15 protein-coding genes are annotated in these 16660 nt (G+C 72.0%); 10 read left to right on the top strand and 5 right to left on the bottom strand.

The features are described from left to right. Nucleotides 1–7 precede the first annotated feature (7 nt). Nucleotides 8–892, bottom strand: coding sequence for an acyl-CoA thioesterase (locus CPY97_RS09320; protein ID WP_096422161.1), 885 nt, complete (start codon nt 890–892; stop codon nt 8–10). 20 nt (nt 893–912) lie between these two features. Between CPY97_RS09320 and CPY97_RS09315 the strand changes: the two genes are divergently transcribed. After that, nucleotides 913–1602, top strand: a complete 690-nt coding sequence (locus CPY97_RS09315) for a hypothetical protein (RefSeq protein WP_096422159.1) — start codon at nt 913–915, stop codon at nt 1600–1602. Between the two features lie 42 nt (nt 1603–1644). Here the strand turns inward: CPY97_RS09315 and CPY97_RS09310 are convergent, their stop codons facing one another. Next, complete coding sequence (locus CPY97_RS09310) at nt 1645–3303, bottom strand: FAD-binding dehydrogenase (RefSeq protein ID WP_096422157.1); 1659 nt, start codon at nt 3301–3303, stop codon at nt 1645–1647. Nucleotides 3304–3500: 197 nt separating this feature from the next. Between CPY97_RS09310 and pdhA the strand changes: the two genes are divergently transcribed. Genes pdhA through CPY97_RS09290 form a run of 4 tightly spaced genes read left to right on the top strand, consistent with a single transcriptional unit; the run spans nt 3501 to nt 7939 of the window. Further along, a complete protein-coding gene (gene pdhA, locus CPY97_RS09305) occupies nt 3501–4628 on the top strand; it encodes a pyruvate dehydrogenase (acetyl-transferring) E1 component subunit alpha (RefSeq protein WP_096422155.1) in 1128 nt (375 codons plus the stop codon). After that, on the top strand, nt 4628–5665 hold the full coding sequence (locus CPY97_RS09300) for an alpha-ketoacid dehydrogenase subunit beta (protein WP_096422153.1): 1038 nt from the start codon (nt 4628–4630) through the stop codon (nt 5663–5665). The genes pdhA and CPY97_RS09300 overlap by 1 nt, the downstream gene beginning before the upstream one ends. Next, nucleotides 5665–7062: a dihydrolipoamide acetyltransferase family protein gene (locus CPY97_RS09295; RefSeq protein ID WP_096422151.1), complete on the top strand. Its 1398-nt coding sequence runs from the start codon at nt 5665–5667 to the stop codon at nt 7060–7062. The genes CPY97_RS09300 and CPY97_RS09295 overlap by 1 nt, the downstream gene beginning before the upstream one ends. 4 nt (nt 7063–7066) lie before the next feature. Continuing rightward, nucleotides 7067–7939, top strand: a complete 873-nt coding sequence (locus CPY97_RS09290; RefSeq protein WP_096422149.1) for a class I SAM-dependent methyltransferase — start codon at nt 7067–7069, stop codon at nt 7937–7939. 33 nt (nt 7940–7972) lie between these two features. Here the strand turns inward: CPY97_RS09290 and CPY97_RS09285 are convergent, their stop codons facing one another. Next, the gene (locus tag CPY97_RS09285) at nt 7973–9064 is read right to left on the bottom strand and encodes an NADH:flavin oxidoreductase/NADH oxidase (RefSeq protein ID WP_096422147.1); all 1092 of its coding nucleotides are present in this window, start codon (nt 9062–9064) and stop codon (nt 7973–7975) included. 62 nt (nt 9065–9126) lie between these two features. Here CPY97_RS09285 and CPY97_RS09280 point away from each other — a divergent pair, with 62 nt between their 5' ends. The 5 genes from CPY97_RS09280 to CPY97_RS09260 all read left to right on the top strand — a co-directional run bounded on the left by CPY97_RS09280 (nt 9127) and on the right by CPY97_RS09260 (nt 14726). Further along, complete coding sequence (locus CPY97_RS09280) at nt 9127–9993, top strand: NAD(P)H-hydrate dehydratase (RefSeq protein WP_096422145.1); 867 nt, start codon at nt 9127–9129, stop codon at nt 9991–9993. Between the two features lie 74 nt (nt 9994–10067). Next, a complete protein-coding gene (locus CPY97_RS09275; protein WP_096422143.1) occupies nt 10068–11366 on the top strand; it encodes a glycosyltransferase 87 family protein in 1299 nt (432 codons plus the stop codon). After that, entirely contained in the window at nt 11363–11683 is a 321-nt protein-coding gene (locus CPY97_RS09270) for a thiamine-binding protein (RefSeq protein ID WP_096422141.1), read from the top strand. The genes CPY97_RS09275 and CPY97_RS09270 overlap by 4 nt, the downstream gene beginning before the upstream one ends. Nucleotides 11684–11824: 141 nt before the next feature. Continuing rightward, nucleotides 11825–13378 (top strand): HNH endonuclease signature motif containing protein, encoded by a 1554-nt coding sequence (locus CPY97_RS09265; protein ID WP_096422139.1) that lies wholly within the window; start codon nt 11825–11827, stop codon nt 13376–13378. A gap of 73 nt (nt 13379–13451) precedes the next feature. Then, the gene (locus tag CPY97_RS09260) at nt 13452–14726 is read left to right on the top strand and encodes an MFS transporter (protein WP_331716200.1); all 1275 of its coding nucleotides are present in this window, start codon (nt 13452–13454) and stop codon (nt 14724–14726) included. Between the two features lie 14 nt (nt 14727–14740). Here the strand turns inward: CPY97_RS09260 and CPY97_RS09255 are convergent, their stop codons facing one another. Then, a complete protein-coding gene (locus CPY97_RS09255) occupies nt 14741–15415 on the bottom strand; it encodes a response regulator transcription factor (protein ID WP_096422137.1) in 675 nt (224 codons plus the stop codon). A 39-nt stretch (nt 15416–15454) separates the two neighbouring features. Then, a complete protein-coding gene (locus CPY97_RS09250) occupies nt 15455–16609 on the bottom strand; it encodes a hypothetical protein (protein WP_150129247.1) in 1155 nt (384 codons plus the stop codon). Between the last annotated feature and the right edge of the window lie 51 nt (nt 16610–16660).

The following is a 16660-nucleotide window of genomic DNA, read 5'->3' as shown; positions in this document are numbered from 1 at the left end:
GGGGCGGCTACGCCTGGCGCGGCACCCGCACCATGCCCTCCTGGGCGACGGAGGCCACGAGCATCCCGTCGCGGGTGAAGATGCGGCCGGTCGACAGGCCGCGCCCGCCGATGGCGTTCGGCGATTCCTGCACGTAGCAGAGCCAGTCGTCGACGCGCGCGAAGCGGTGCCACCACATGGCGTGGTCGAGGCTCGCCATCTTGAGGCCGGGCGTCGCCCACGAGTGGCCGTGCACGCGCAAGATCGGCTCGAGGATCGAGTAGTCGCTGGCATACACGAGCGCCGCGCGGTGCAGGTTCTCGTCGTCGGGAAGCGGCGAAAGCGCCCGGAACCACACGGCCTGGTGCGGCACCTGGTCGCCCTCGACCCGGAAGTACACGGGGCCGGGGGCGTGCCGCAGGTCGAACGGCCGGGAGCTTGCCCAGAACTGCGCCGTCGGGTGGTCGATCGGTTCGAGCACCTCGGCGGCGCTCGGCAGCTCTTCGGGCTGGGGGAGGCCCTCGGGCATCGCGGCGTGGTGCTCGAGCCCGGGGTCGTCGTCTTGGAACGACGCGATCATCGAGAAGATCGGCACGCCGTTCTGGTACGCCTGGCTGCGGCGGGTCGAGAACGAGCGCCCGTCGTGAATGCGGTCGACACTGATCGTGATCGGCTGGGAGACGTCGCCCGGCCGCAGGAAGTACCCGTGCATCGAGTGGATGCTGCGGTCGGCCTCGACGGTGCGCATCGCGGCCATGACCGACTGCGCGGCGACCTGACCGCCGAATACGCGGCCGTGCGGCATCCACTGGCTGGGGGCGGTGAAGATGTCTTCGCTCGTGCGCGCACCCGTCTCGCTGAGTGTGAGGGCGGCGAGCATGGAGGCTACGGGGTCGCGAGTGTCGTCAGTCATCGCCCCGTAGTCTAGAAGTGATGCCTGCGACCGTGACCCTCGGCAGCGCTGCGGCGCTGCGCGACCTCGGCACGCTCGCCGCCCGTGGCCTGCGCCTCGATGAGGCCGGCTCAATGCGCATCATCGCCGACTCGGGCGTGCTCGCCGCGTACGTGGCCGTCATTGCGCCGAAGGGCCTGCTCGACCGCAGCCCGACCGTGTTGGGGCTGCGCACGCTGGCCGCGCCCGACGGCACGGTCGACGCGGTCGTTCCGTTGCGCTCGCTGCACACGCGGGTGGATGCACGCCTCGCGGCCGTCACGGACGACGCGACTCCCGTCGACCTCGCCCTGCCGACCCCCGTGCACTCCGTCAGCTGGGCCGCGATCTCGCCGCCGCGGGGCGGCTGGCAGCGCATGGCGCCGATCGCCGCCTCGACCCTGCGGCGGACGGCCACGGAGGGCATCGCCGAGGTCGCGGCCGCGGTGCCCGACAACCCCGGGCAGGCGCTCGTCGACCGGGTGCGTTCCGAGGTGTGGGGGCGCCCCATCGAGGGCCACGACCATCTGCCGGCCGGTGCGGCGTTCGCGGCCGAGAGCCTTGCCTTTCTCGACGACGGAGCGGAGGGTGCCGAGGACGAGCAGGTGCAGCAGTTCGCCTCAGGGGCGTGGCTGCGGCTCACGTCGCGCCGCGGCCACGTGCTGGTCAAGCCCGTCGCCTGGAGCCTCTAGGCGACGCACCCCCATCGCGGCGCCCGCTCCCGGGTGCTCAGGTCATCCGCGCGCGATGGCCCGCCCCGCCCGCAGCCCCGTGTGCAGACAGCCGCCGAGGAACGTGCCCTCGAGCGAGCGGTAGCCGTGCACGCCGCCGCCGCCGAAACCCGCAGCCTCGCCGACGGCGTACAGCCCCGGAACTACCGCGCCACCCGCGTCGAGCGCTCGGCAGTCGAGGTCGGTCTGGATGCCGCCGAGGCTCTTGCGCGTGATGACGTGCAGACGCACGGCGATGAGCGGCCCGTGCGCCGGGTCCGTCAGCCGGTGGGGGCGCGCGACCCGGATCAGCTTGTCGCCGCGGTAGCGACGCGCGCCGCGGACGGCGGTCAGCTGGGCGTCCTTTCCGAAGGCGTTGTCGAGCATCCGATCGCGCGAGGCGATCTCGTCGCGCACGCGATCCGTATCGAGCGGCGCACTCGGTTCGAGGGCGGCCATGCGTTTGACGAGCTCGTCGACGGAGTCGGCGACGAGGAAATCCGCCCCCTGCCGTTTGAACGCCTCCACCGGCTCCGTCGCGCCCTTCCCGAGACGCTGGCGCAGCAGCTCGCGCACACTCTTTCCGGTCAGGTCGGGGTTCTGCTCGCTGCCGCTGAGCGCGAACTCTTTTTCGATGATCGACTGGGTCGTGACGAACCAGCTGTGGTCGTACCCGGTGTGCCGCAGGTGTGCGAGCGTGCCGAGGGTGTCGAATCCGGGAAACAGGGGGGTCGGTAGTCGCCTGCCCGTCGCGTCGAGCCACAGGCTCGACGGCCCCGGCAAAATGCGAATGCCGTGCCGCTGCCACACGGGCGCGTAGTTCTCGAGGCCCTCCACGTAGTGCCACATGCGGTCGCCGTTGACGAGTCGCGCACCGGCCGCCTCGGCGATGCCGAGCCCGCGCCCGTCGACGTGCTCCGGCACGCCGCTGAGCATGCGGCTCGGGGGAGTGCCGAGACGCTCCGGCCACGCCGCGCGCACGAGGTCGTGGTTGCCGCCGATACCGCCTGAGGCAAGCACGACCGCATCGGCCTGCAGGGCAAACTCGCCGACCACGTCGCGATTCGACGGAGCCCCTCGCGCGGCATCGTCGGGGGCGAGGATGCTACCGGTCACCCCGTGAACGCGCCCGTCGGTCACCGACAGCGCATCGACGCGGTGGCGGAACGTGAGCGTGACGAGCCCCTCGTCGACGCCACGCCGCACGGTGCGGATGAACGGCTCGAGGATGCCCGGTCCCGTGCCCCACACGATGTGAAAGCGGGGCACCGAGTTGCCGTGCCGCGTCGCCGTATCCCCGCCGCGCTCAGCCCAGCCGACAACCGGGAAGAGGCCGATGCCCTTTTCGCGCAGCCATGCGCGCTTCTCGTCGGCAGCCCACGCGAGGTAGGCCTCCGCCCACGCCCGTGCGTGGTCATCTTCCGGCCGATCGAAGCCCGCCGTGCCCGCCCAGTCCGCACGCGCGAGCTCGAGCGAGTCGCGGATGCCCATGCGGCGCTGTTCGGGGCTGTCGACGAGGAACAACCCACCGAACGACCACCAGGCCTGCCCGCCGAAGGTGGCCTCCGGCTCCTGGTCGACGATCGTCACGCGTTTACCGGCGTCGACCAGCTCGGCCGCCGCCACGAGGCCAGACAGGCCCGCGCCGATGATGATCGCGTCGGATTGATCGGTCTCGGTCATAGAGAAGTCTCCGCATCGTTGGGGCCCCGGCCAGTATGCCGCGAAGGGCGTGCCCGGCTTGTCGCGGGAGCGCTTCGGGGATACCGTCGTAGGTAGCCTCGGGCACCGTCGCCCGGGTCAGTTTCCGCCACAAGTGGGAACTGTGAGCGTCACCGCGCACCGACACACCAGTCGCGAGCGGTGGATCGGAGGAGCCAATGCCGTCGTCCCTGTCCGAATCCCGCGAGTCGCGGCCGCGCGCATCCGCGCCGCACGACCGCCCGGTTCAGCTGCTCGACCCCTCCGGTCGCCGAGTTCCGCACGCTCCCTACGACGACTACGTCGCCGACGTCTCGGGCGACCAGCTCGCGAGTCTCTACGAAGACCTCGTGATCGTGCGTCGCCTCGACGTCGAGGCGACCGCGCTGCAACGCCAGGGCGAGCTGGGTCTCTGGCCGCCGCTGCTCGGCCAGGAGGCCGCCCAGGTCGGCTCGGCCCGGGTGCTGCGCCCCGACGACTTCGTGTTCTCGAGCTACCGCGAGAACGCCGTCGCCTACTGCCGCGGCGTGAAGCTCACCGAGATGCTGAACGTCTGGCGCGGCACCGCCCTCTCGGGCTGGAACCCCTACGAGGTCGGCATGGCGACCCCCGCGATCGTCATCGGCACGCAGGCCCTGCACGCCATGGGGTACGCGGTCGGCGCGAAGCTCGACGGCGAGGACTCGGTCGCGGTCGCCTACTTCGGCGACGGCGCCACCACGCAGGGCGACGTCAACGAGGCGATGGTGTTCGCCGCCTCCTTCCGCGCCCCCGTCATCTTCTTCTGCCAGAACAACCAGTGGGCGATCAGCGAGCCCGTGACCCTGCAGGCACAGCGGCCGATCGCCGACCGGGCACCCGGCTTCGGCATTCCCAGCGTGCGGGTCGACGGCAACGACGTGCTCGCTGTGATGGCGGTGACCCGCCGCGCCGTCGAGCAGGCCCGCGAGGGCGGCGGCCCGACGTTCATCGAGGCGATCACCTACCGCATGGGGCCTCACACCACCTCCGACGACCCGTCACGCTACGTTGACCCGCTCGAGCGCGAAGAGTGGGCGGGGCGCGACCCGCTCGCGCGCGTGGAGGCGCACCTGCGCGAGGCCGGCGTCCTCGATGACGCGCTCGCCGCATCCATCGCCCGCCGCGCCGACGAGGCGGCCGCCGAATTCCGAGCGGGATGCACGGAACAGACCGACCCGCCACCGCTCGCCATGTTCGACCACGTGTACGCCGAGCCGCACCGCGGTATCGACGAGCAGCGTCGCCAGTTCGGCGAGTACCTCGAGAGCTTTGAGGAGGAGAACTGATGGCCGAGATGACTCTCGCCAAGGCGCTGAACGCGTCATTGCGGCGATCGCTCGCGCACGACGACCGGGTGCTCATCATGGGCGAAGACATCGGCACCCTCGGGGGCGTGTTTCGTGTCACCGACGGGCTCAAGAAGGAGTTCGGCGGCGACCGGGTCATGGATATGCCGCTCGCGGAATCCGGCATTCTCGGCATGGCCGTCGGGCTCGCGTTCAAGGGCTTCCGGCCGGTCGTCGAGATTCAGTTCGACGGCTTCATCTACCCGGCGTTCGACCAGATCGTCACGCAGGTGGCGAAACTGCACTACCGCACCCGCGGGAATGTGCGCATGCCCATCACGATTCGCGTACCGTTCGGCGGCGGCATCGGAGCGGTCGAGCACCACTCCGAGAGCCCGGAGGCCTACTTCGCGCACACGGCGGGCCTCAGGGTCGTGACCTGCTCGACGCCGCAGGACGCCCACACGATGCTGCAGCAGGCGATCCGGTGCGACGACCCCGTGCTGTTCTTCGAGCCCAAGCGCCGCTACTGGACGAAGGGCGAGGTTGACGAGGACGCCATCGACCGCGACGACGTGCTGCCGATGGGCTCGGCCCGCGTCGTCGTGCCCGGCTCGGACGTCACGCTCGTCACCTACGGTCCGCTCGTCGCCACCGCGATCGACGCCGCGGCGGCCGCGGCAGCGGAGTCGGGCGGCGGAGACGCCGACGCCGTCTCGATCGAGGTGATCGACCTGCGCTCGCTCGCCCCCGTCGACGTCGACACGGTCGTCGCCTCGGTCGCGAAGACCGGTCGGCTCGTCATCGCGCACGAGGCCCAGCGCACCGGCGGAATCGGCGCCGACCTTGCGGCCGAACTCACCGACCGCTGCTTCTACCACCTCGAAGCGGCCCCCCAGCGGGTCACCGGCTTCGACATCCCCTACCCGGCGTCGCGCCACGAAGAGCACTTCCTGCCCGACCTCGACCGCATCCTCGACGCGGTCGATCGCACGATGGGCAGACGGCCGGCCCTCTACGCGGGGGCGGTGCTCTGATGGCGACCCGCGAGTTCCGTTTGCCCGACCTCGGGGAGGGGCTCACCGAGTCCGAACTCATCGAGTGGCACATCAGCGTCGGCGACACCGTGACCCTCAACCAGACGATCGCCGACGTCGAGACGGCGAAGGCCGTCGTGCAGTTGCCGTCGCCCGTCGCCGGCGTCGTCACCGAACTGTGTGCCGAACCCGGCGAGACGGTGCAGGTCGGCACGCCGATCGTGCGCTTCGAGGTGGGCGGCGGCGACGCCGCACCCGCGTCGGTCCCCGACGCGCCCGCGGCGAGTGCGTCCTCCGCAGAACCTGCGGCCGCAGCTCCGGCCGAGCCCGAGCGCCAGTCGGTACTCGTCGGCTACGGGCCCGCCGCGGCCTCCGGCAGGGCGCCCGCGCGAAAGGCGCGGAAGGGGGCGTTCCTGCCCGCCGCGACGAGCATCCCGGCCGCCCCGGCCGCCGTCGCGACCGCGACCACGTCCGCGCCGGCCGCCAGGGCCCGCACCCTCGCGACCCCGCCCGTGCGGAAGCTCGCGCACACCCTCGGCGTCGATCTCGCCCAGCTCACCGGCTCCGGGCCGCACGGTGTTGTGACCCGCGACGACGTGCAGCACGCGGCATCGGCGCCGGGCGAACAGAGCGCCCCGGCGTCACCGAGCGCATCGTCGGCAAGGGAGCAAGCGACCTCCGCCCCGGCACCGGCGCGGGCAGGCTTCCCGGCCGAGCGTCACACTCCGATCAAGGGCGTGCGCAAGGCAACGGCGCAGGCCATGGTCGAGAGCGCCTTCACGGCGCCGCACGCGAGCGTGTTCCTCACGGTCGACGTCACGCGCACGATGAAGCTCGTGAGGCGGCTCACCGAGGGGGGCGACCGTGCGTCGCTGCTCGCCGTCATCTCGAAGGCCGTGTGCTTGGCGGCCGCGGCTCAGCCCGCGCTGAACTCCCACTGGGATGACGACGCCTCCGAGATCGTCGAGTGGGGTCATGTGAACCTCGGCATCGCGGTCGCCGCGCCACGCGGGCTGATGGTGCCCGTCGTGCACGATGCCCACGCGAAAACGGTCGCGGAGCTTGCCGACAGCATCGGAGAGCTGGCGCGCACCGCGCGGGCTGGCGAGCTCAGCCCGCAGCAGCTGAGTGGCGGCACGATCACGATCTCGAACGTGGGCGTCTTCGGAATCGACGCGGGCACGCCGATCCTTGTGCCCGGGCAGGCGGCGATCCTCGCGACCGGTGCCGTGCAGCGTCGCCCGTGGGAGCATCGCGGAAAGGTTCGCCTGCGCGACGTCATGACTCTCAGCCTGTCGTTCGACCATCGCCTGGTCGACGGCGAGCAGGGTGCGCGCTTCCTCACCGACGTCGGGCGCATGCTGAGCGACCCGGCGACCGTGCTGGGGCGGGTGTAGCGCAGTGAACGCGGCAACCGCATCCCGCTCGTCGAGCTCCGCGGCGGGCGCGCCGCGCCGCAACCACTTCGACGCACCGAGCGTTCCCGAGAACTACCACCGCTACCTCGACCCGGTGCTGTTCGAGCCGTGGGCCCACCGGCTGGTGCGCCTCGCACACCTCACGCCGGGCGCGACGGTGCTCGACGTCGCCGCCGGAACGGGCGCCGCCTCGCGCGCGGCGGCCGCGGCCGTCGGCGAGTCCGGTCGCGTGATCGCGTGCGATTCGAGCGCCCGGATGCTCGATTACGCCATCGAGGATGCCGCGCCCGGCCGCGCCCCCATTGAGGCACTTGTGGGCGACGCGACGGCCATCGAGCTGCCCGACGACAGCGTCGACGCCGTGCTCTGCCAGCAGGGCCTGCCGTTCATGGCCGACCGCCGGGCGGCCCTCGCCGAGTGCCGACGAGTGCTGAAGCCAGGGGGAGTGCTCGTCGTGGCCGTCTGGGCCGAGGGCGAGCGGCTCGACCCGTTCGACGCCTTCGCCGACGCGCTCACCGCCGACGCGGCCGCGGCAGGCACCCCGCGCACGATCTCAAACGCGGCGCTCACCATGTCGGTGGCCGACGTCGTCGACGCGCTGCTGGGCGCGGGGCTGTCCGAGGTGCGCGCGGCGCGCGAGTCGCTGCCGGTGCGTTGGCCGAGCCTCGACGCCGAGCTGAACGGGCTGTTCGGCACCCCGTTCGGCCCCGTGGTCGACCGCTTCGATGACGACCGGCGCGCGGCGCTCATGCGCTCGCTGCGGCTCATGCTGACGAGCGGCGACGGCGCGACTGTCGACCACGTGACCACCTCGGTGCTCGGCCGGGCGGTGAAGCCGAGCCGAGCATCCGCCTAATCGGACGACGCCGAATCGCGGCGAGTACGCGCGCTATATCTTCGCGCGCACGTACTGCGGCGGCCAGATGTCGGCGCCCTCATCGAACTCGACGCCGAGTTCGCGGGCGAATCGCAGCGGTGCGTGCGGGTCGCGCATGAACTCGCGGCCCATCATGATCGCGTCGGCCTTCCCCTCGCGGAGGATCTGCTCGGCCTGCTCGGCGGTCGTGATGAGGCCGACGGCGTTCACCGGAACCTCGCCGTGCTCGCGGACGTGCGCCGCGAGCGGCACCTGGTAGCCGGGGCCGACGGGGATCGGCGCGCGCACGAGCCCGCCGGATGAGATGTCGAACAGGTCGGCGCCGGCCTCGAGCGCCCAGTGGGCGACGGTGGCCGTCTGGTCTTCGTCCCAGCCGCCGTCGGTGTAGTCGGTGGCGCTGAAGCGCACGAGCACCGGGGTGGTGGGGACCGCCGCGCGCACCGCCCGCACGATGTCGAGCAGGAAGCGCGCGCGGTTCTCGAGTGAGCCGCCGTACTCGTCGCCGCGCTCGTTCGACAGCGGCGACAGGAACTGGTGAATCAAGTAGCCGTGGGCGGCGTGAATCTCGACGAGGTCGAAGCCGGCCTCGACGCTGCGACGCGCGCCGTCGGCGAACGCCGCAACGAGCTCCTGGATGCGCGGGGCCATCAGTGCGACGGGCGTCGCGTACGGCTCGAACGCAATCGCGCTCGGCGCCTCGGTCACCCACCCGCCCTGCTCGGCGGGCACCGTGCCGCGTCCGGTGTGGCCACCCGCGAGCGTGCCCCACTCGGGGTAGACGCTCGCCTTGCGGCCCGCGTGGGCGAGCTGGATCGCCGCGGCCGAGCCCTGGCTGTGGATGAAGTCGGTGACCCGCTTCCACGCGGTGGCCTGCTCGTCGTTCCAGATGCCGGTGTCGTGCGGGCTAATGCGCCCTTCCGGAACGACGGCGGTCGCCTCGGCCATGACGAGGCCCGCACCGCCGCGGGCGAACGAGCCGAGGTGCACGAGGTGCCAGTCGGTCGGCATACCGTCGGCGTTCGTCGACGAGTACTGGCACAGCGGCGACACCCAGAGGCGGTTGCGCAGGGTCAGCGAGCGGAGGGTCAGGGGGCTGAAAAGCATCGAATCCACGTTTTCATCCAAGCGGACGGCGGCTCAGCGTATTCCCGCCGTAGGGTGGGCGCATGAGCGGTGAGGCTGGGGCGTTCGGGGTGTCAGATGCGGCCACGTGCATCCGTGTGCCGAAGGATTCGGATGACAAGTACGCGCGCGGCGTGCTGGGCGTTGTGGCCGGGTCTGACCGATACCCGGGGGCCGCGGTGCTCGCCGTCGAGGCGGCGCTGCGCGCGGGCCTCGGCATGGTGCGCTATCTCGGGCCGCGCCGCGCCGCCGACCTCGTGCTCGCCCGCCGCCCCGAGGCCGTCACTGCCTCAGGTCGCGTGCAGGCGTGGCTCATCGGCTCCGGACTCGACGACTCGGGTGAAACCGACCCGCTCGCCGACGATCGGGTGAGTGTTGCGCTCGAGGCGGGGGCGCCGCTCGTGCTCGACGCCGGAGCCCTGCCGCTCGCCCGTGACCCGCGTGCCCGATCCGTACCGCGTGTGCTCACTCCGCACGCGGGCGAGCTGGCCCGCCTCACCGGTGTCGAGCGCGCCACCGTTGCGGCCGACCCCGAGCGGGCCGCGCGCGACGCGGCGGTCACGCTCGACGCGGTCGTGCTGCTGAAGGGCGCGACCACCCGCATCGCCACCCCCGACGGCCGGATGCTCGTGGTCGCGGAGGCAACGCCCTGGCTCGCCACCGCCGGCGCCGGCGACGCACTGGCGGGAATCCTCGGTGCCCTCGTCGCCACTCACGCGCGCGACCTCGCGCTCAGCGAGATTGCCCGCGGTGCCGACCACGACCGGCTGGCCGAGCTCGCCGCCGCCGCGGCGGTCGTGCACGGGCGGGCGGCGCGGCGCGCCTCGGCGGGCGGCCCGCTGACGATTCTTGACCTGTGCGCGGCCGTGCCGGCCGTCATTCGCGGGCTGCTCGACGGGAGTGAGCGCTGAACGAGGAGCGAGCGCTGACGCGGGAGCGAACGCTGACCCGGGCGCGAGCGCTGACCCGGGCGCGCTTCAGGGCGGTGGGCGCGCATCCCGTCGCCCTTATCGGTGGCTTCGTCGCGGTGCACGCCTGGTTGGTCGCCGGAAACCTGCTGCTGCCGGGCTTGCCGCTCGGCGACGTGCAGCTGGTGTACCCGTTCTGGGCGGCGCTCGGCATCACCGGCGAGGGCTGGGTCGGCATTGACACGGCGTGGGTGTACCCCTACCCGGCGCTGCTGCCGATGCTCGCCGTGTTCCCGTTTGGGCAGGGGCTTGCCGGGTCGCTCGCGTGGCTGCTGCTCATGTCGGTGCTCAACGCGATCGCGCTGGTGGCGCTCGCGGGCGTGCAGCGCGATGTGCGACGGGTGGCCGCGGCCTGGTGGTGGCTGGCGTTTCTCGCCGTGCTGGGCCCGATCGCGCTCGGCCGCATCGACGCGGTGACGGCCGCGCTCGCGGTTTCGGCGGCCGCGGTACTGGCGGAGCATCCGCGCTGGGCGGGCGCTCTCATGGCGGCGGGTGCCTGGGTGAAGGTGTGGCCGGGGGCGCTGCTGCTGGCCGCGGTCGTCGCCGCTCGACGCTGGGTCGACGTGACCCGCGGCTTCCTCGGTGTCAGCGTCGTGGTGATCGGGGTGGGCGTGCTGCTCGGCGGTGGGTGGGCGCTCCTCAGCCCGCTCACCGAGCAGACCGGCCGTGGCCTGCAGGTCGAGTCGCCGCTCGCGCTGCCCTGGATGTGGCTCGCGGGCCTCTCGGGCAGCGGCGCGGGCGTTCGCGGGGCCGGTGCCGAGCGGCCTGTCGTCATTGCCTACGACACCGACATTCTCACCTGGCAGGTGTCGGGGCCGGGGAGTGAGCTCATGGCGGCACTCGCGACCCCTGTGCTCGCCGCGGTTGTGCTGGGCGTGCTCGCCCTCGGTCTTCTCGCGCGTCGCCGCAAGGTCGCCGAGCACCTACTGCTGCCCGCCCTCACGCTCGCCCTCGTGGCCGCGCTGATCACGGTGAACAAGGTCGGATCTCCGCAGTTCGCGACGTGGCTCGCGGCGCCGATCGTGCTCGGCATCCTCGCCCGCGCCGACGGAGGCGTGCGGTTCCGCGTGCCCGCGACGATCGCGATCGCCGCCGCGGCGCTCACGCAGGTGATCTACCCGGTCGAATACGGCGCCGTCTTGAGCGCCGAACCCTGGATGCTCGTGGTGCTCACCGTCCGCAACCTCGCGTACCTGGCGCTGCTGCTGTGGGCGACCTGGATGCTCGTGGCGCTCGTGCGGGGCAGGATGGGTGCGGACGGCGGGGCGCGCACGGTGCGGGCCGCCGTCGCGGACGCGGAAGGAGCATCCCCATGATCGTCGCCTTTTCGGTCGCCCCGTCGGGCGGCAGGGCCGGCTCGGAGCCCGACTCGGTGCACGAGGCGGTGGCGGCCGCCGTGCGCATCGTGCGTGAGTCGGGGCTGCCGAACCGCACGTCGTCGATGTTCACCGAGATCGAGGGAGAGTGGGACGAGGTCATGGACGTCGTGCGCCGCGCCACCGAGGCCGTTGGCGAGTACGGCACGCGGGTCTCGCTCGTGCTGAAGGCCGACATCCGGCCGGGGCGCGTCGGAGAGTTGGACGGCAAGGTGGCGCGGCTGGAGGCGGCGCTGGAGGGTGGCGACACGCCGTAGAGGCGGATTGTGGCGGCGGTCTGGCGTGCAGCTGTGCGGTGTCATAACGCGGTCTCATGCCGCTCGGCGAGGTTATCCCCAGCCTGCGCGCGCGGCCGACGGTGCCCACCGAATGTCGGTGGTCGCTGGTTCACTTCACTCATGGACGCCCCCACCGCCACCCCGAGCTTCGACCGCCACGCCGTGGTCGACCGGTTCGGGGTCGCGGTACCCGTCGCCGATCCCGACGGCGAGCGCGAGCAGCAACTGCTCGACGACCTGATCGAGCTGCAGGCCCGTGAGTCGCTCATCGAGGCGCGTCGCGCGCGCACGATCGAGCAACTGCGGGCGCTCACCGAGCGCCGCATTGTCGCAACGGCCGCCGCGCGTTCCGCGGAGTCCGGCGACAATTCTGCGGATGCACGCGGCGGCGCCACCTGGACGCCCCGCTTCACCGCCCGCCGCGAACTCGCCACCGAGCTGGCCACGCTGCTGCGCGAGTCGGAGCGCACCGCCGAAACCCGCATCGCGCACGCCGAGTTGCTCGGCGCCCACCTGTCGGAGACGGCCGACGCGCTCGAGCGCGCAGTCATCACGCCGCGTCATGCTCAGTTGATCATCGACCGAGCGTGCGACCTACCCGCCGAGACGCGGGCCGAGTTTGAGCGGCTTGCGCTCTCCGCGGCCGAGCGCATGGGCGTCGGCCCATTCGCGCGACGGCTGCGGCGGCTTCGCGAACTGATGCACCCCGAGCCGATCGAGCAGCGGGCCGAGACGGCCAGCGCCGAACGGTGGGTGGCGGTCGAGCCCGCCGCCGACGCGATGGCCTACCTCACCGCCTACCTGCCGGCCATCGACGCGGTGGCGATCCACGACCGGGTGATCGCCATTGCGCGCAACCTCGCCGGGGACGGCGAGACGCGTACCGCGGCCCAGCGGCGCGCCGACGTCTTCACGGCACTCCTCGTCGCGGGAGAGGTGCCGGGCGGGGCGTGTGAGACCGCAGGACCGGGGAGTGACGACACGGCACACCGCGCCGGTGCCGCTCCAGCACACACGCCGCTCGGTCACGGCATCAGACCCCGCGTCTCGATCACGGTTCCCGCCCTGACGCTGCTTGCCCGTGCCGGCGTCGACGTACCCGCCGACGCCCGGGCGGCGCACCTGGAAGGCTACGGTCCTATAGACGACGAGACGGCTGCGCGGTGGGCGGCTCGAGCACCGAGCTTCCGGCGCATCCTCACCGACCCCCACACCGGCGCCGTGCTCAGCGTCGGCCGCGAGCGCTACGCCGTGCCCGCCGACCTGGCCGCCGCCCTCCGGGTGCGCGACGACACGTGTCGGTTCCCCGGCTGCGTGCGGGCCGCGAGCTCCTGCGAACTCGACCACACTGTCGACTGGGCTCACGGGGGAGCGACCTCCGCCGACAACCTCGCCCACCTGTGCCGGTCACACCACCAGCTGAAGCACCGAACCTCGTGGGGCGTGAAACACCTCGGCGCCGGGCGCCTCGAATGGACATCGCCGCGCACGCGCGTCCACGTGACCGAACCACCGGGCTTCGACGACCCGCCGCGGGTGCGAAGCACTGCGCGAAAGGCGACGGAGGCGATACCGGTGGGGTCGCGCGAACGCCGCGACGACGGCAGCCCGCCTCCACGACCGCGCCGACAATTCGGGCCGACAGCGCCGCTCCCCGACGAACCGCCGTTCTAAAGAGCGGTATTGGACCCGCGCTGCGACACCCGGCTGGAACACCCGACTCGAATCGATTCGATACGCTGGGGGTGTGACGACATCCACTGACTCGGCTGAGGCGTCCGCAGCAGGGGTCACCCATCCGCGCACGACACGCACCCTCTCGCGCCGCCGCACGATCGCCGCGCTGCTCGCCCTCGCCCTCGGCGGCTTCGGCATCGGCGCCACCGAGTTCGCCGCCATGGGCCTGTTGCCCGACATCGCCGCAGACCTCGTGCCGGGCCTGCTCGCCACCGACCCCGACGCCGCAATCGGACTCACCGGCTGGGTCATCACCGCCTACGCCCTGGGCGTCGTCGTCGGCGCCCCGACGATCGCGGCGATCGCCGGGCGGTTCCCGCGCCGCGGCCTGCTCGTCGCCCTCGCCGTCGCCTTCACGCTCGCCACCCTCGCGACCGCCGCACTTCCCACCATCGAGGGCGTGATCGCCGCTCGCTTCATCGCCGGGCTCCCGCACGGCGCCTACTTCGGCGTCGCCGCGCTCGTCGCGGCCGAACTCATGGGTCCCGGCAAGCGCGGCCAGGGCGTCGCGCTCGTGCTCGCGGGTCTCACCGTTTCTACCGTGATCGGCGTGCCGATCATCACCGCGGTCGGCCAGGCCGCCGGCTGGCGCGCCGCCTACCTGCTCGTCGCCGCCGTCTTCGCGGCCACGATCCTCGCCGTGCGCATCCTGGTGCCCGTCGTCGCGGGAGACCCGAACTCGACGATCCGGCGCGAGCTCGCCGCCTTCGCGCGCCCCCAAGTCTGGATCGCCGTCTCCGTCGGCGCCATCGGTTTCGGCGGCTTCTTCGCCGTCTACAGCTACATCGCGCCCCTCGCGACCGAAGAGGCCGGCTTCTCCGCGGCCGCGGTGCCGTGGCTTCTCGCCAGCACGGGCGTCGGCATGACCCTCGGCAACCTTCTCGGCGGTCGCCTCGCCGACGGCGGCGCCACGCGCGCCGTCTTCATCGCCTTCGCGGGCCTCGCCGCGGCGCTCACCCTCACGGGCCTCGCGGGGGGCACGCCGGTCGGCGCCGCCATCGGCACCTTCGCCGTCGGATTCACGGCGGCCGCCCTGTCCCCGATCATCCAAACGCGCCTCATGGATGTTGCGGGCGACTCCCAAACGCTCGCCGCGGCCCTCAACCACTCGGCCCTCAACCTCGGCAACGCGCTGGGCGCATTCCTCGGCGGGCTCGTCGTCGTCGCAGGGTTCGGCTACCTCGCACCCGCCTGGGTGGGCCTGGTGCTCGCCGCGATCGGAGTCGGCCTCGCACTGCTGAGCGTCGTGGTTGCCCGGGGTGAGGGCGCGCGGGTGCGCGGCTAGACCGGTTTCGTCGCCTAGACCGGGCTCGCCCCGGTCGGGGTGTCGACGAGAATCCCGTCGTTGATGGCCTGCTTCCGCAGGGCCACCTTCGTGCCGACGTCAATACCGGCAATGCGGTACTTCTCGCGGATCCGCTTGAGGTAGCTCTTCGCCGTCTCCTCCGAGATGCCGAGCTGGTACGCGACCGACTTCACGGGTTCACCGGCGCCGTACAGCGCCATGACGCGCCGCTCCTGCGCGCTGAGGCGCGGCGATCCGCCGCCCTCGCTGGCGTGCAGCGCGAGGTCGAGCTCTGTCGAAATGAACGACTCGCCCTGGCGAGCGGCGCGGATCGCCTCCACGATCATCCCGGCGTCTTCGCTCTTCACGAGGTAACCGAGCGCGCCCGCGTTCAGCGCCTCGCGCACCACGTTCGGCTCGGAGTAGGTGCTCATGAGCACGACCCGCACGCCGGTCGACTTCAGCGTCTGAATCTTCAGCGATACGGGGATGTTGTCTTTGAGGTCGAGGTCGAGAAGCACCACATCGACCGGGAACTCGGGGTGGGCGAGCAGCTCTGGCCAGCTCGCCACCGCCGCCACCATGTCAATGTCGTCGGCGGCCTGACGGATCCACTCCGTCAGAGCCCCCAGAAGCATGCGGTGGTCGTCAACGATCGCCAGACGGATCGACGGGTTCGCGGATGCCATGCGGTGCCCCTCCACAGGTTCGTCGGCTCGCGTGCCCGGTCAGGAGGGCCGGGCGGCGTCAGCCGGGTTCACGACCACGCAGTCCACCTCGATGCGAAGCGAGCCCTGGGCCGTGGTGTCACTGTAACGCCCGACGCGGTCGAGGGCTTCCCACACACCGGGGTCGACACGATTCCGTTTCATACTTGAGACACGGACGGCGATCGGTACGATCGTCCGGTCGCCGCCGGTGGAGACCGCCCCGCCCACCATCGGGCCGAGCTCGACGGCAATGGTGCGCGCGGGCGCCACTCCGACCGGGTCGGTCGACAGCAACCACAGGGCCGCCAACAGGGCGTCGCGCTGCACGTCATCGAGCAGACCCGCAAGCGTCCCCGGATCACTGACCGTGACGTGACGGCCGAGGTGATCCGACTCAGTGATCGCGTGGAACAGCCACGTCTCACGCCTGCCCTGCACGAGGTGCAGGCGCAACTCCGTCGCGAGCGAGGATGCGCGCGACGCAAGCGACGGCGGGAGCGGAAGGGGAGCATCCCCCGTGGCCACCGCGTCGAGGAGTTCCTCCGCGTCATAGTCAAGCCGCGCCAGCTCCTCGCTGGCGAGCATTCCCACGGCAAGCCGCGGCGCCGTGACGGTCGACTGCACGAGCACGCGATCCAGTTCGCGCCGCAGAATGCGTTCAAAGCCCGCAACGAGCAAGACGCCGATGATGCCCGGCGACACCGCGAGGGCGACGGCGGTCACCTGATACGGAATCGTCACGGGCGTGAGCGGCGTGGTCAGCACGATCGCCACCACGAAGGCGACGCCCAGCAGGCTGGTGGCGACCAGCACCTCCCAGCGTGACCGCAGCGTCACGATGACGAGCAGGACGAACCCCGCCGAAATGGATGCGCTGGCATTGCGCCCCACGTCATTGAACGGCGCAATCGCCACGAAATCGAGCCAGACGACCGCGCCGAGGGCGACGAGGAAGAACGCGTACAACCAGTCGGGCAGCCGCTCGCCCGTCGCGGAGATCGTCACGATGATGCCGAGGAAGGTGACGAGCAGCAAGGTCCACGCCGAGACGGCGGGCAGCAGGCTCGCGTACGTGTCGGCGCGCGCCAGGAAGATGCCGAGGCCGAGCATCGACTGCAGCGCCGCGACGATCGCGATGCCGATGCCGAGGAAGCCGCTGCCGAGCGCGGACACGTGCGTCGAGGAGGGTGAGCCGCGGCGAGTCGACGAGCGGGCGCCGGCCGG

This window comes from Microcella alkaliphila (assembly GCF_002355395.1).
Classification (GTDB): domain Bacteria; phylum Actinomycetota; class Actinomycetes; order Actinomycetales; family Microbacteriaceae; genus Microcella; species Microcella alkaliphila_A.
Note: the sequence above shows the minus strand (reverse complement) of the source record. Positions and strands in the feature narration are given on the sequence as shown.